Origin of the sequence: Polaribacter sp. R77954 (genome assembly GCF_044595335.1) — a bacterium.
Taxonomy (GTDB): domain Bacteria; phylum Bacteroidota; class Bacteroidia; order Flavobacteriales; family Flavobacteriaceae; genus Polaribacter.
Map to the genome: position 1 here is coordinate 2635963 of NZ_CP138992.1, position 13536 is coordinate 2649498.

13 protein-coding genes and 1 tRNA gene are annotated in these 13536 nt (G+C 30.7%); 10 read left to right on the forward strand and 4 right to left on the reverse strand.

Annotated features, from left to right (window positions below):
• Positions 1 to 36: 36 nt before the first annotated feature.
• The gene (pheS, locus tag SJY27_RS11505; protein WP_397444988.1) at positions 37 to 1056 is read right to left on the reverse strand and encodes a phenylalanine--tRNA ligase subunit alpha; all 1020 of its coding nucleotides are present in this window, start codon (positions 1054 to 1056) and stop codon (positions 37 to 39) included.
• A gap of 195 nt (positions 1057 to 1251) precedes the next feature.
• On the opposite strand from pheS, the gene gdhA reads away from it, so the two are divergent.
• The 3 genes from gdhA to SJY27_RS11520 all read left to right on the forward strand — a co-directional run bounded on the left by gdhA (position 1252) and on the right by SJY27_RS11520 (position 4239).
• Positions 1252 to 2607, forward strand: a complete 1356-nt coding sequence (gene gdhA / locus SJY27_RS11510; protein ID WP_397444989.1) for an NADP-specific glutamate dehydrogenase — start codon at positions 1252 to 1254, stop codon at positions 2605 to 2607.
• Between the two features lie 83 nt (positions 2608 to 2690).
• Positions 2691 to 3314, forward strand: a complete 624-nt coding sequence (locus SJY27_RS11515; RefSeq protein WP_397444990.1) for a LysE family translocator — start codon at positions 2691 to 2693, stop codon at positions 3312 to 3314.
• Positions 3315 to 3399: 85 nt separating this feature from the next.
• Positions 3400 to 4239 (forward strand): alpha/beta hydrolase family protein, encoded by an 840-nt coding sequence (locus SJY27_RS11520; protein ID WP_397444991.1) that lies wholly within the window; start codon positions 3400 to 3402, stop codon positions 4237 to 4239.
• A 3-nt stretch (positions 4240 to 4242) separates the two neighbouring features.
• Here the strand turns inward: SJY27_RS11520 and SJY27_RS11525 are convergent.
• Positions 4243 to 4316: transfer RNA gene (locus tag SJY27_RS11525), tRNA-Ala, on the reverse strand.
• Positions 4317 to 4379: 63 nt separating this feature from the next.
• Between SJY27_RS11525 and dinB the strand changes: the two genes are divergently transcribed.
• The 4 genes from dinB (at position 4380) to SJY27_RS11545 (ending at position 9688) form a co-directional block, all read left to right on the forward strand.
• Positions 4380 to 5462: a DNA polymerase IV gene (gene dinB, locus SJY27_RS11530; protein WP_397444992.1), complete on the forward strand. Its 1083-nt coding sequence runs from the start codon at positions 4380 to 4382 to the stop codon at positions 5460 to 5462.
• A 94-nt stretch (positions 5463 to 5556) separates the two neighbouring features.
• Entirely contained in the window at positions 5557 to 6006 is a 450-nt protein-coding gene (locus SJY27_RS11535; protein ID WP_397444993.1) for a GNAT family N-acetyltransferase, read from the forward strand.
• Positions 6007 to 6045: 39 nt separating this feature from the next.
• Complete coding sequence (locus SJY27_RS11540; RefSeq protein ID WP_397444994.1) at positions 6046 to 7155, forward strand: NAD(P)/FAD-dependent oxidoreductase; 1110 nt, start codon at positions 6046 to 6048, stop codon at positions 7153 to 7155.
• A gap of 88 nt (positions 7156 to 7243) precedes the next feature.
• Complete coding sequence (locus SJY27_RS11545; RefSeq protein WP_397444995.1) at positions 7244 to 9688, forward strand: chondroitinase-B domain-containing protein; 2445 nt, start codon at positions 7244 to 7246, stop codon at positions 9686 to 9688.
• A gap of 198 nt (positions 9689 to 9886) precedes the next feature.
• On the opposite strand, the gene SJY27_RS11550 is transcribed toward SJY27_RS11545, so the two are convergent.
• Both SJY27_RS11550 and SJY27_RS11555 read right to left on the reverse strand, forming a co-directional pair.
• Positions 9887 to 10672: a transposase gene (locus tag SJY27_RS11550; RefSeq protein ID WP_397444996.1), complete on the reverse strand. Its 786-nt coding sequence runs from the start codon at positions 10670 to 10672 to the stop codon at positions 9887 to 9889.
• An 11-nt stretch (positions 10673 to 10683) separates the two neighbouring features.
• Positions 10684 to 10860, reverse strand: a complete 177-nt coding sequence (locus SJY27_RS11555) for a hypothetical protein (RefSeq protein WP_397444997.1) — start codon at positions 10858 to 10860, stop codon at positions 10684 to 10686.
• Positions 10861 to 11125: 265 nt separating this feature from the next.
• Between SJY27_RS11555 and SJY27_RS11560 the strand changes: the two genes are divergently transcribed.
• From SJY27_RS11560 to SJY27_RS11570, 3 genes are read left to right on the forward strand one after another with little or no spacing between them, the layout of a single operon-like run.
• Positions 11126 to 11662 carry a YceI family protein gene (locus SJY27_RS11560; protein WP_397444998.1) on the forward strand — a complete coding sequence of 179 codons (537 nt, stop codon included), beginning with the start codon at positions 11126 to 11128 and terminating at the stop codon, positions 11660 to 11662.
• 6 nt (positions 11663 to 11668) lie between these two features.
• On the forward strand, positions 11669 to 12799 hold the full coding sequence (locus tag SJY27_RS11565) for an NAD(P)/FAD-dependent oxidoreductase (protein ID WP_397447918.1): 1131 nt from the start codon (positions 11669 to 11671) through the stop codon (positions 12797 to 12799).
• Positions 12799 to 13524, forward strand: a complete 726-nt coding sequence (locus tag SJY27_RS11570; protein ID WP_397444999.1) for a methyltransferase domain-containing protein — start codon at positions 12799 to 12801, stop codon at positions 13522 to 13524. The genes SJY27_RS11565 and SJY27_RS11570 overlap by 1 nt, the downstream gene beginning before the upstream one ends.
• The last annotated feature ends 12 nt before the right edge of the window (positions 13525 to 13536 follow it).

Consider the following 13536-nt stretch of genomic DNA (forward strand, 5'->3'; position numbering starts at 1 on the left):
TTTGAGTTCCCTCCCTTTGGGAGGGTTAGGGTGGGCTTATAAAACCGATTTAAACTGCTCTAAAAAACGCTTATCATTTTCATAAAACATTCTAATATCTGGTATTTGATACAACAACATGGCAATACGTTCTATACCCATTCCAAAGGCATAACCCGAATATTTTGTAGGATCTATATTTGCGTTTTTTAACACATTAGGGTCTACCATTCCACAGCCCATAATTTCTAACCAACCAGTACCTTTTGTAATTCTGTAATCTGTTTCTGTTTCTAATCCCCAGTAAATATCTACTTCTGCACTTGGCTCTGTAAAGGGGAAATAAGAAGGGCGTAAACGAATCTTAGATTTCCCAAACATCTCTTTGGTAAAGTATAAAAGCGTTTGTTTTAAATCCGCAAAAGAAACATCGGTATCTATATATAAACCTTCTACTTGATGAAAAATACAATGTGCTCTAGCAGAAATATCTTCGTTTCTAAACACTCTTCCTGGAGAAATTGTTCTGATTGGCGGCTCGTTTTCTTCCATATAACGCACTTGTACAGAAGATGTATGTGTACGTAATAAAATATCAGGATTTTGCTCAATAAAAAAGGTGTCTTGCATATCTCTTGCAGGATGATATTCAGGCAAGTTTAACGCACTAAAGTTGTGCCAATCGTCCTCTATTTCTGGGCCTTCAGAAACGGTAAAACCAATTCTATTAAAAACTTCAATAATTTGATTTTTCACCAAAGATATTGGATGGCGAGAACCTAACTCAATGGGTTCAGAAGGGCGAGTTAAATCGCCATAAATATTTTTTTCTTCAACAGTATTTTCAAGTGCATCGTTTAATTCTGCAACTTTACCCTCAGCGGTCTTTTTAAGGTTATTTAATGCCTGGCCAAAATCTTTGCGCAATTCTGCATCTACATTTTTAAATTCAGAAAACAACCCTTTTAGTAAACCTTTGCTTCCTAAATATTTAATTCTGAAAGATTCTACTTCATCTTTAGTTGATGCTTTAAATGCTTCAACTTCTGCAATCAATTCTTTTACTTTATCTAACATTTTAAAATAAAATTAGAGTACAAATTTAAACTTTTTTAAAGAGTTAAAGATTGTATTTTAACAGAAAAGACCATTAGCAAACGAAATCGATTGAAATAAGGGGTTTTAAAAAAATTAAGAAAACTTTTTTATTTTGTCATATTTAAAAATAACTATCTTTGCAGGGTTAAATTTTTATTAATATCACAAAAAAGTATGGAGGAAAGTATTAAATCCAAAATTGACGGATTCATGGACTTGGTAAAACAACGTAATGGACATGAACCAGAATTTTTACAGGCTGTACAAGAAGTAGCAGAAACTGTAATTCCTTATATCATTGATAATGATATTTATTTCGGGAAAAACGTTCTTTTAAGAATGGTAGAACCAGAAAGATTAATTTCTTTCCGTGTTTGTTGGGTAGATGATGATGGAGAGATTCAAGTAAATAGAGGATATAGAGTGCAAATGAATTCTGCAATTGGTCCTTATAAAGGTGGTTTGCGTTTTCATCCCACAGTAAATGCGAGCATCTTAAAGTTTTTAGCTTTTGAACAAGTGTTTAAAAATTCTTTAACCACATTACCTATGGGTGGTGGAAAAGGAGGATCTGATTTTGATCCTAAAGGAAAGTCAGATAACGAAATTATGCGTTTTTGCCATGCTTTTATGACAGAATTGTTTAGACATATTGGACCAAGTACAGACGTTCCTGCTGGGGATATTGGAGTAGGTGCAAGAGAAATTGGATTTATGTTTGGTATGTACAAAAAACTAAACAATGAGTTTACAGGTGTTTTAACTGGTAAAGGACAGTCTTGGGGAGGTTCTTTAATTAGACCAGAAGCAACAGGTTATGGTGCAGTATATTTTGCAGATAATATGTTAAAAGTTAAAGACGATTCGTTTGATAGTAAAGTAGTCGTAATTTCTGGCTCTGGAAATGTGGCACAGTATGCCGCTGAAAAAGCAATAGAATTAGGCGCAAAAGTAGTAACTCTTTCGGATTCTGGTGGGTATATTTATGATGATGAAGGTATAGATACAGAAAAGTTAAAACACGTGATGTATTTAAAAAATGAAAAACGTGCTAGAATTAGTGAGTATTTAGAAAAATATCCGTCTGCAAAATATGTGGCAAAACAAAGACCTTGGTCTGTTAAATGTGATATTGCTTTGCCTTGTGCAACACAGAATGAGTTAAATGGAGAAGAAGCAAAAATATTAATAGAAAATGGTTGTATGTGTGTTTCAGAGGGTGCAAATATGCCTTCTACACCAGATGCTATGCATGCATTTCAGAATGCAAAAATTTTATTTGCACCAGGAAAAGCAAGTAACGCTGGTGGTGTAGCTACGTCTGGTTTAGAAATGAGTCAAAATGCGTTAAGAATGAGTTGGACTCGCAAAGAAGTAGATGAAAAACTAAAAGACATTATGGAAGATATTCATGATTCTTGCGTAGAATATGGTAAAAATGATGATGGTTCTATAGATTATGTTAGAGGAGCAAATATTGCAGGTTTTGTTAAAGTAGCTGATGCCATGTTGGCTCAAGGAATTATTTAAAATACTGATAGTTATATTATTTATAGGAAACGCGTCAATAAATTGGCGCGTTTCTTTGTTTATTTGCTTAGAATAAATTTGATATGAACTTTGTAATTTGCTTTTTTTTAGGTTTTAGTATAGCTTCTTTAGGAAGTATAACTCCAAGTTTTTTAAACTTAACTGTTGTAAAATTTAGTTTAAGAAATGGTAAAAAACCTGCTTTTTATTTGATTGGTGGTTATGCAACAGTGCTGTTTTTTCAAGCAAATATAGGTGCATATTTAGCAAGTATTTTAATGAAAAATTCAGAATATATTACCTTAATTCAGCAAATAGGTACAGGTATTCTTTTGCTACTTTCAATAAACTTTTTTAGGTTGTATTTTTTTACCAAAGAAGATAATAAGGATAAAGAAATACCAAAATCAAAAGCTTATTTCTACGGAATTATGATGTCGCTGTTAAATATGATGGCAATTCCTTTTTATTTTACTTTTATCTCTATTTTAATTGGCATAGAATACTTTGAATATGCTTTAATTAATGCCTTTTATTTTTCTATAGGGTCTACAATAGGATCGTTTACTATATATGCCATTTATGCTATTGTAGCGAATAAAATAGAACATAAACTTACTTATATTGCATCTAAAATGGATTTTATCCTAGGTTCTTTAACGGGTATTGTAGCTGTAGGAAATTTAATTTATTTATTTTATAAATAATCAATTCACCTTAATTGCCTTAAGTTTTACCATATTGTTTTATAAGTATTTACTTTCCTTAAATTTGTAGTATAAAATTTTACAAATGAAAATTCAAAATAATATAATCGTTGATGGAAAACATCAAAAACCAATTGTAACTGATGTTTTTTATCAAGACAATCATCAACCTAAAAAAGTGGTTATTTTTTGCCACGGATATAAGGGTTTTAAAGATTGGGGCGCTTGGAATTTAATGGCACAAGCATTTGCAAAAGCAGGTTTTTTCTTTATTAAATTCAATTTTTCTCATAATGGAGGCACTGCTGAACAACCAATAGATTTTCCAGATTTAGAGGCGTTTGGGAATAATAATTACACCAAAGAATTAGATGATTTAGAAAGTATCTTAGATTGGATTTCATCCGAAGAAAACTACAAAAAAGAGGTTAATATTGACGACATTTCTATAATTGGACACAGTAGAGCAGGAGGAATTGTGTTGTTAAAAGCAAACGAAGATGCAAGAGTAAAAAAAGTAATTACGTTAGCAGGCGTTTGTGATTTTGGCAAACGATCTTCTACCATTGGCGATTTAGAAAACTGGAAAAAAACAGGGGTAAAATACGTGGTTAATGGACGAACCAAACAAAATATGCCTCATTTTTATCAGTTTTATGAAGATTTTAAAGCCAATGAAGAGCGTTTAAATATTCAAAAAGCGACCGAAAAATTAACAATACCTCAGTTAATAATTCATGGAGATAAGGACGATGCTGTTTTTATTAATGAAGGTGAAAATCTAAAAAAATGGAACCCAAAAGCACAATTTGAAATTATTAAAAACGCCAATCACGTATTTAATGTTTCTCATCCTTGGGAAAAAGAAGTTTTATCAAAAGAACTAGAAGAGACCATTAATATTTGTATCAACTTTTTAAAATAATAGTGGAGCATATCAGATTCGAACTGATGACTTTTACGCTGCCAGCGTAACGCTCTAGCCAACTGAGCTAATGCCCCATTTAGAAAAATAAATGTACAGCTTTTTTAGTAAAGAAAAACGATGTTTTGTAATTTTAAAAAATGAAACTCCAACCTCCTTTTCGTAAAATTATTCACGTAGATATGGATGCGTATTATGCATCTGTAGCACAATTGGATAATCCTGAACTAAAAGGAAAAGCCATTGCTGTTGGTGGAGGTGGAGATAGAGGTGTAGTTTCTGCAGCAAGTTATGAAGCGCGAAAATTTGGCGTAAAATCTGCAATGAGCAATGTTTTAGCGAAACAGAAATGTCCACATATTATTTTTGTAAATTCAGATTTTGCTAGGTATAAAGAACTCTCTGCACAAATTCGAGAAATATTTTACGACTATACAGATTTGGTAGAACCACTTTCTTTAGATGAAGCTTATTTAGATGTTACCGAAAACAAAAAAGGAAATCCGTCTGCAAATGATATTGCCAGAGAAATAAGACAGCGAATTTTTGAGGAAACTGGTTTACGAGCATCTGCAGGTATTTCTATCAATAAATTTATTGCAAAAGTTGCTTCTGATATTAACAAACCCAATGGACAAAAAACAGTGCATCCAGATGAGGTAATCTCGTTTTTAGAAGAATTACCTGTCAATAAATTTTATGGTGTTGGTAAAGTTACTGCTGCCAAAATGTATAATTTAGGCATTTTTGTTGGGAACGATTTAAAGCAGAAATCGCTAGAAGAACTCATGTCTTTATTTGGTAAATCTGGCACGCATTATTACAATATTGTTCGCGGCATTCACAATAGCCCAGTAAAACCAAATAGAATTCGAAAATCTTTAGCTGCAGAAAGAACATTTAGTGAAAATATTTCTTCAGAAATTTTTATGATTGAAAAATTAGAAAAAATTGCAGATGAATTAGAAAGACGAATGCTAAAAAGTGAAACAAAGGGTAAAACCATCACCTTAAAAATAAAATATTCTGATTTTACGCAACAAACAAGAAGTAAAACCAAATCAAATTTTATGCAGAAAAAAAGCGAATTTTTTCCTGTAGTAAAAGAACTATTATATCAAGATAAATTGATAAATTCTGTACGCCTTTTAGGATTGTCTTTTGGTAATTTAAATACTGAAAAGAAAGCCCCTGTTTGGGTGCAGTTACAATTTGATTTTTAAGGTTGCGTGTCATCGCAAGTCTACGAAACAATCTTTTTAAACAATGTAGATTGCTTCATTCGTAGCTCATTCGCGATGACAGAAAAATTAAAGTATGATGAAAATAGTTAGAACAAATTCAGAAAACAAAGATTTTATCAATTTGGTAAAGTATTTAGATGCTTATTTAAAAATTACGGACGGAGATGAACACGATTTTTACAATCAGTTTAATCATATTGATGTTTTACAACACGTAGTTGTAATTTATAAAGATGATGTAGCTATGGGTTGTGGAGCCATCAAAAAATTTAATTCTGATGCTATGGAGGTAAAAAGAATGTATGTTGCTCCAGAAGAAAGAGGAACAGGATTTGCGCAGAAAATATTAACAGAATTAGAAGTTTGGGCGAAAGAATTAGGACATAAAAAATGTGTTTTAGAAACTGGTAAAAGACAAAAAGAAGCTGTACATTTTTATGACAAATGTGATTATAAAGTGATACCAAATTACGGACAATATATAGGGATGGAGAATAGTATTTGTTTTGAAAAAGAGCTTTAAATTATAAACCTGTGAGGTCTTGAAAATAAAAAAACAATAATGAATTATAGTTATTGGGAATTAAAAGAATGGTTTACCAACATCGATTTTACCATTGTTGGTAGTGGCATTGTGGGTTTAAATTGCGCTTTAGAACTGATGAAAAACCATCCAAAAGCAAAAATTGTTATTCTAGAAAAAGGAATGCTACCTCAAGGTGCATCTACTAAAAATGCAGGTTTTGCTTGTTTTGGTAGTTTGTCTGAAATTATTGATGATTTGAACTCTCATACTGAAAAAGAAGTTTTTAACTTGGTTGATAAACGTTGGAAAGGTTTACAATTATTGCGTAATAATTTGGGTGATAAAAATATCGATTTTCAACAAAACAAAGGTTTTGAATTATGCGAATCTCGGCATTTTTTTGAAGAATGCATTTCTAAAAAAACACAAATTAATCAACTTTTGAAACCTATTTTTAAACAAGATGTTTTTTCGATTTCTGAGAATACTTTTGGTTTTCAAAAAGTACATCAAAAATACATTGTTAATAATTTTGAAGGTCAAATTGATACTGGAAAAATGGCATCAGAATTATTAAAAAAAGTGCAACATTTAGGCGTAAAAATTTTAAACAATATCACTCTAAAAAGTTTTGTTGAAAATGGTTCTAAAATAAATATAAAAACCAACAGATTAGATTTTTATACCAATAAATTGTTCGTTGCCACAAACGGTTTTGCAAGTCAATTGTTAGATGACAATGTAAAACCAGCAAGAGCACAAGTTCTTATTACAAAACCAATTAAAAATCTACAGATTAAAGGCACGTTTCATCTAAATAAAGGCTATTATTATTTTAGAAATATTGAGGATAGAATCCTCTTTGGAGGTGGTAGAAATCTCGATTTTAAAACTGAAGAAACTACCGAATTTGGGCAGACAAAAATCATACAAAACGAGTTAGAAAGAATCTTAAAAGAAACCATTTTACCAAATACAAAATTCGAAATTGAATACAGATGGAGTGGTATTATGGGTGTTGGCAATCAGAAAAATGCCATTGTAAAACAAGTTTCTAATAACGTTTTTTGTGGAGTGCGCTTGGGAGGAATGGGCATTGCCATTGGTAGTTTGGTAGGCAAAGAGTTGGCAAATTTGGTAGTGTAATGCTTCTTAAAATAAATCTGGTAAGTACGTAATTTGTTGTTATATTTACAAAAACAAAATTGGTTAACCAATTTAATGAATTGTAAATATGGTATTCAAAGTATTCAAAATTAGCGTTCTAATTATTTCACTTCTTTTTTTTAGCATAACTAAAAGTCAAATTGTAGTAAATAATACGTCAGAATTACAAACGGCTATTGCTAATGCGTCTGCGGGTTCAGAAATTATTCTTGCAACAGGAACGTGGAATAACGTTTTTATTAGTATCAACAAAAATGCTACAGCTAGTCAACCTATAATAATTAGAGCTCAAAATCCAGGATCAGTGTTTTTAACGGGTAATTCTAGGGTGTATATGAGAGGAAATCATATAACAGTTGCTGGTTTGGTTTTTCAAAATCCATCAAATTTAATTGTTGATAATGATGTTATTGAACCAATATTTGAACTCAATCAATGTGATAATTGTAAGGTTATTAACAATAAAATTGATGCGTATAATGGTACAGATGCACAGAAAACGATGAAATTTAAATGGGTGTATCTTGTAGATGGTCAGTATAATGAAATTGCGCACAATTCTTTTATCGGTAAATATGGAGTGGGTAGTATAATTAATGATAATAGATCGTTGGCCAATGCAGATTATTTAAAAATTCATCATAATTATTTTGCAGATAGAGTTCCTGTAGATAATGATGTAAATGGGTTAAATGATCAAGATGCTATACGAATTGGCACAAGTACTACTTCTTTATCTGATTCTTATTCAGAAGTTTATGATAATTATTTCTACAATTGGTCTGGCGAAGTAGAAATCATATCTAACAAAAGCGGAAAAAACAAGTATTACAACAATACTTTTAGAGATTATCAAGGAACATTAACCTTAAGGCATGGCAATGGCTGTGAGGTTTTTAACAATTACTTTTTTGCTAATAATAACGCTTTTACAGGTGGTGTAAGGATTATAGGTGAAGATCATAAAATTTACAACAATTATATAGAAGGTGTAAACTCTTTTAAACCTAGTGGATCAGGCTCTAACGTAACAGGTGGAATTAATGTAATGAATGGTGTAACTAATTCGGCTTTAAGTGGATATTATCAAGTTAAAAACACACAAGTTATCAACAACACTTTGGTAAATTGTGATTATGCCATTAGAGTGGGTACCTCATTAGGAGGCACTGAAGAACCAGAAAATTTAACTGTTGCCAATAATATTATGTACAATACCAGCATAAATGCGTATCAAATAAATACGTCGCCCTCTGGAAATTCGGTTGCCCAAGGTAACATTACCCAAAATGGTACTTGGCATTTATCAAACGGAACCAATAACAACCAAACCGTTTCTAATGGCTTGTTAGAAAGTGGTACTGATTTTTTTAGAATTACTGATGCAAGTGCAGCAATTGATGCAAGTGTAGGTTCGTATTCTTTTATAAATGATGATGTTTTAGGAGGTACAAGAGATGACAACCCAGATGCAGGTGCAGAAGAATTTGGCGCAAATGGAACAAATTTACCATATACAAATAGCGATGTAGGAGAAAAAATAGGTTTCTTATCTAACGTTTCTGATCAACTACTTACATCAACCAATACCATAAATTTTAATATAGACAGTGGTTCTAAAAGTTTTGATATCAATTCCAATATAAATTGGTCTATTTCAGAAAATTCAGATTGGCTATCTGTAAGTACCTTAAACGGAAGTAATAGCGAAACTGTTAACATTACAGTAACTGAAAATAAATCTGGTACTGCTAGAACAGCAACTTTAATCATTTCACAAAACAATGGAGATTTAAGTACTACACTTCAAGTAAACCAATCTTTAGAAACCTTTAATGTAGATGATGCAATTGCATTAACAGGCCTTACAGTAACAGGTGTGGGTACGCAAGACCCAAACATTCCAGAAAACACTATAGATGGCGATGATTCTTCAAGATGGTCTGCAAATTCTACAGATGGTTCTGCGTATTTAACCTATAACTTACAGTGTAAAAAAACAGTAACTAGCGTTAAAATCTACTTTCATAAAGGAGCGCAAAGAACAACTAGTTTTAAAATAGCAACTTCTAATGATGGTACAAACTTTACAGATGTTACAGAGGTAATTACCAGTGCTGGAAATATAGTTGGTTTCGAAGATTTTCCATTTTCGCCATTTCAAGAAATACAATATTTACGTATTTATGGTTTTGGAAATTCAGAAGGAAGTGGTTGGAATAGCATAGAAGAAGTACAAATTTTTGGTGATGATACTTGTGCAGCTCTTTCTCTTCATCGTAATAATTCAATTGAAAAATATATTTCTTTTTATCCAAATCCAACAAAAGAAATCTTAAATATTAAAACCGATAACCAAATTGGTTGGGTGCAAATCTTTGACATAAATGGAAAAAAATTAATTTCTAAAAAGATAGAAACAAAACAAGGTTTTATAACAACGAGTTCTTTGAAGAAAGGGTTGTATATTGTTAAAAGTCAGGGAATAACTTATAAGTTTATAATATTGTAATTTTTTTGCGGGTAATGGTGCCAAAAATAGTTGGTAATTTTGATTAAAATTATTTTTATATTATGGCATTAATCTGAAGAGGAAATAAGCGCTGCTGAGGAGCAACTTATTAGCGATAAGATTAATCTTATACAGTAATGAAAGGACTTTTAACGAAGTCCTTTTTTGATTACTGGTAAGTTTATAGCTAAAAAAAACCTACGCTCTGTTTTTAAAGAATAAATACCACATTATATATTGCTTTCTGTGTTTGTAAGATAAGCCTCTATGTATGTTTAAATGTCCTTTCATATGACCAAAAAAAGATTCAATAGAATTGGTTGATTTAGGTATTTTTGGATTGTCTAAATAGTGAAACATATTTGGCAACGCTCTTTTAATAGTCATAAAAGATCTTCTAACCATTTTATGAGTATACCAATATCTTTCTGTTTCTAAATTGTAGCTTTTTTGGTTGATATATTCTCTATATTCTTGATACCATTTATCCAAACTTAATAACCACAAACTTAACTCATAATGTGACGTTATTAAATGCATTTTAGAGCTAATTTGCTTTAAATCATAACCAGCTAAACTTTTAGGTCTATTGGTCAACCATATTCTACAATCTCTTTGTATATGAACTAAACAACGTTGTAGTTTAGCGTCTGGTAACACTTCTCTTACCGCTTTTAATATAGATTTGTGTCCGTCAGAAGTAACGCTTTCTATTTGAACACCAAGTTCTAAAAGATTCTCTAAATCTTCTTTAATTTCTGAATAATTTTCAGCATCTGAAAAACGATAAAGTTGTGTGAATTTAATGGTGGCATCTCTATATAAAACTAAACAAATACCATTGCTAAAATAAGTACCATCAATAAGGAGATTGACCTTCTCAGAAGGATAAACAGATAGAATTGGAGGCTTAGAAAGGTAATCGTTGAAATATCGTTTAAGCGTTCTTATCGAATAATTACTTTCTTCGAATAATTGTAGCATTGTTCTTCTTCCTATAATCCATTTTTCAAACCAAATAAATCGGTTTGAATCTGTAACAGATTTGTTTTTAGAGGTGAAAAGTAAACCACAATTTTTGCATTTAAATCTTTGTTTTCCTTGTTGTTTTCCCCATTTAATTGTGTCAAGATTTTGACAACCCCAACAACGCTTTTTTTTGATGTTTTCATACTACAAAAAAGTTTATTGAAACCAGTTTCAATAAACTTTTCTTAAATCCATTGGTAATAACCCTTTCAAAGGTTTTTACCAACTATTTTTGGCTATTAGACCTTTTTGCGCTATGCGAATATCCTTTCGTAAAAAGGTAAATAAAGCCAAAATTATAAAGCTTTCAACAACAATTTTTATCATTTTATAAAATATAATTAAATTACCATTAGGTATTCAATTCGTAAATAATTGTTATATTTAGTAAATTTAAAATTATCCCCCATGATCAAAAATCTATTCTTTTTCGTTTTTTTTAGTTTTTCAACGGCTGTTTTTTCTCAAGAATGGCGACAAAATCATAGTCAAACTAAGGCGTTATTTTCAGTAAAAAAATTCGGAGTAGAAGTTGTAGGAAATTTTAATGAGTCAGAAGTACATACAAACTTTAATTCTAACGATTTAGAAAACAGTTATATTCATTTGAAGATTCGAGTAAAATCAATCTCTATGGGAAAAAAAAGTAGAGACCAAATGATTTTAAATAGAAAATATTTTTTTGAAAAGAATTATAAATTCATTTATTTTAAATCTTCAAGAATTGAAAAAAGAAAAAATGGCGATTTGTATCTGATAGGAATTTTAAGAATAAAAGGAATTGCGAAGAGAGTTCAAATACCTTTTGATGTTTCAGAAGATGATCAAAAAATTACCATCAAATCGAATTTTAAAATTAAGAGAAAAGATTTTAATCTTGGAGAAAACGACGTAAGTTTGTCTAAATCTGCAAAAATAGAACTAGAATTTACAGGAACAACATAAGACTTGATAAAAGATAAATATTTTGATGTTATTATTATTGGTGGTGGTTTAGCAGGATTATGCAATGCCATCCATTTATCAAAATTAGGTAGAGCTGTTTTATTGATAGAGAAAAATAGCTACCCAAAACATAAAGTTTGTGGTGAGTATATTTCTAACGAAGTTTTACCGTATTTAGCTTTTCTTGATATCAATCCTTTTGATTTTGGTGCAGTAAAAATTGATAATTTTCAAATTTCAACTACAAATAACAAACTTATTTCTGCAAAATTGCCTCTTGGTGGTTTTGGAATTTCGAGATATACTTTAGATTTTGAATTGTATAAAAAAGCCATTAAAAACGGAGCCACCATTCTTCAAGATTCAGTATTACAAATCGATTATCAAAATGATATATTTACGGTAGACACCAAAGAAAACCATTCGTTTACTGCTAAAACTGCCATTGGTGCTTTTGGTAAACGTTCTTTGTTAGATGTAAAGTTAGAGCGCGACTTTATTCAAAAAAAATCGCCTTATTTAGGGGTTAAGATTCACGTAAAAGGAAATTTTCCACAAGATTTGGTAGCGCTTCATAATTTTAAAGGAGGTTATTGTGGAGTGTCTAAAATAGAAGATAACGCTATTAATTTATGTTATATCACGAATTTTTCATCCTTTAAAAAACATAAAAATATTGCTGATTTTCAAGAAAATGTTGTTTTTAAAAATCAATATTTAAAAGATGTTTTTAAAAATACAACTCCCATTTGGCAGAAACCATTATCTATTAGTCAAATATCATTCGAAACAAAAAATCCTATTGAAAACCATATTGTAATGTGTGGCGATGCTGCAGGAATGATTCATCCACTATGTGGTAATGGTATGAGTATGGCCATACAATCTGCGCAAATAGCATCAAAACTCATTCTAAATTACTTGAATGATGCAAATGCGTCAAGAAATGAAATGGAAAAGCTATATATTAGGCAGTGGAACAAACAATTTAAATGGCGTTTAAAAGCAGGACATTTTATTGCAAAATTATTTAGAAATGATAAAGTGGCGAACATATTATTACAAGTTTTACGAAGAGCGCCATTTTTGTTACCTATCATTATTAAACAAACCCACGGAAAACCAATAAAGGTGTAATGGATTTTTTTATCAACACAAAACAAAGAACCGACAAAGAAGAACTAATGGATGATTTTTCTATTGGAGGCGATTTGTTGCGTGATACTTTAGATAAATTAGAAAATATAAATCGTTGGTTAGGTGGAAATAGAGTAACCGTAAACGGATTGAAATCTCTTTTAAAAAACCATCCCAAAGCGCAAGCAATTACAATTGTAGATATTGGTTGTGGCCATGGAGATATTTTAAGAGATGTGGCTAAATTTGGTAGAAAACACAAGTATAAATTTAAATTATTGGGCGTAGATGCAAACCCAACTGCCATAGAATATGCAAACGAATTGTCTTTAGAATATCAAGAACTAAGTTTTAAAACACAAGATATTTTTTCTGAAGAATTTAAAACACAAGAATTTGATGTAGTATTGGCTACGTTATTTTTGCATCATTTTAAAGAAAAAGAACTCAATTCGTTTTTAAGCAATACTGTAAAACAAACCAAAATAGGGATTGTAGTTAACGATTTACATCGAAATAAACTAGCCTATTATTTGTTTATGTTGTTGTCTCTTTTTATCAAAAATAAAATGATTATAGAAGACGGTTTAACCTCAGTTTTAAGAGGATTTAAAAGAAAAGATTTGAGAAAATTATCACTAAAGATAAATAAGCAACCTCAAATTTCTTGGAAATGGGCATTCCGTTTTCTATGGATAATAAAGACGTCAAAATCTAAAGTTTAAAATTCTAATTTG

What these genes read in the sequence shown, in the direction of transcription:
- pheS (WP_397444988.1), bottom strand. Translation starts at nt 1,056, where the DNA reads ATGTTAGATAAAGTAAAAGAATTGATTGCAGAAGTTGAAGCATTTAAA.
- gdhA (WP_397444989.1), top strand. Translation starts at nt 1,252, where the DNA reads ATGGAGGAAAGTATTAAATCCAAAATTGACGGATTCATGGACTTGGTA.
- SJY27_RS11515 (WP_397444990.1), top strand. Translation starts at nt 2,691, where the DNA reads ATGAACTTTGTAATTTGCTTTTTTTTAGGTTTTAGTATAGCTTCTTTA.
- SJY27_RS11520 (WP_397444991.1), top strand. Translation starts at nt 3,400, where the DNA reads ATGAAAATTCAAAATAATATAATCGTTGATGGAAAACATCAAAAACCA.
- dinB (WP_397444992.1), top strand. Translation starts at nt 4,380, where the DNA reads ATGAAACTCCAACCTCCTTTTCGTAAAATTATTCACGTAGATATGGAT.
- SJY27_RS11535 (WP_397444993.1), top strand. Translation starts at nt 5,557, where the DNA reads ATGATGAAAATAGTTAGAACAAATTCAGAAAACAAAGATTTTATCAAT.
- SJY27_RS11540 (WP_397444994.1), top strand. Translation starts at nt 6,046, where the DNA reads ATGAATTATAGTTATTGGGAATTAAAAGAATGGTTTACCAACATCGAT.
- SJY27_RS11545 (WP_397444995.1), top strand. Translation starts at nt 7,244, where the DNA reads ATGGTATTCAAAGTATTCAAAATTAGCGTTCTAATTATTTCACTTCTT.
- SJY27_RS11550 (WP_397444996.1), bottom strand. Translation starts at nt 10,672, where the DNA reads ATGCTACAATTATTCGAAGAAAGTAATTATTCGATAAGAACGCTTAAA.
- SJY27_RS11555 (WP_397444997.1), bottom strand. Translation starts at nt 10,860, where the DNA reads ATGAAAACATCAAAAAAAAGCGTTGTTGGGGTTGTCAAAATCTTGACA.
- SJY27_RS11560 (WP_397444998.1), top strand. Translation starts at nt 11,126, where the DNA reads ATGATCAAAAATCTATTCTTTTTCGTTTTTTTTAGTTTTTCAACGGCT.
- SJY27_RS11570 (WP_397444999.1), top strand. Translation starts at nt 12,799, where the DNA reads ATGGATTTTTTTATCAACACAAAACAAAGAACCGACAAAGAAGAACTA.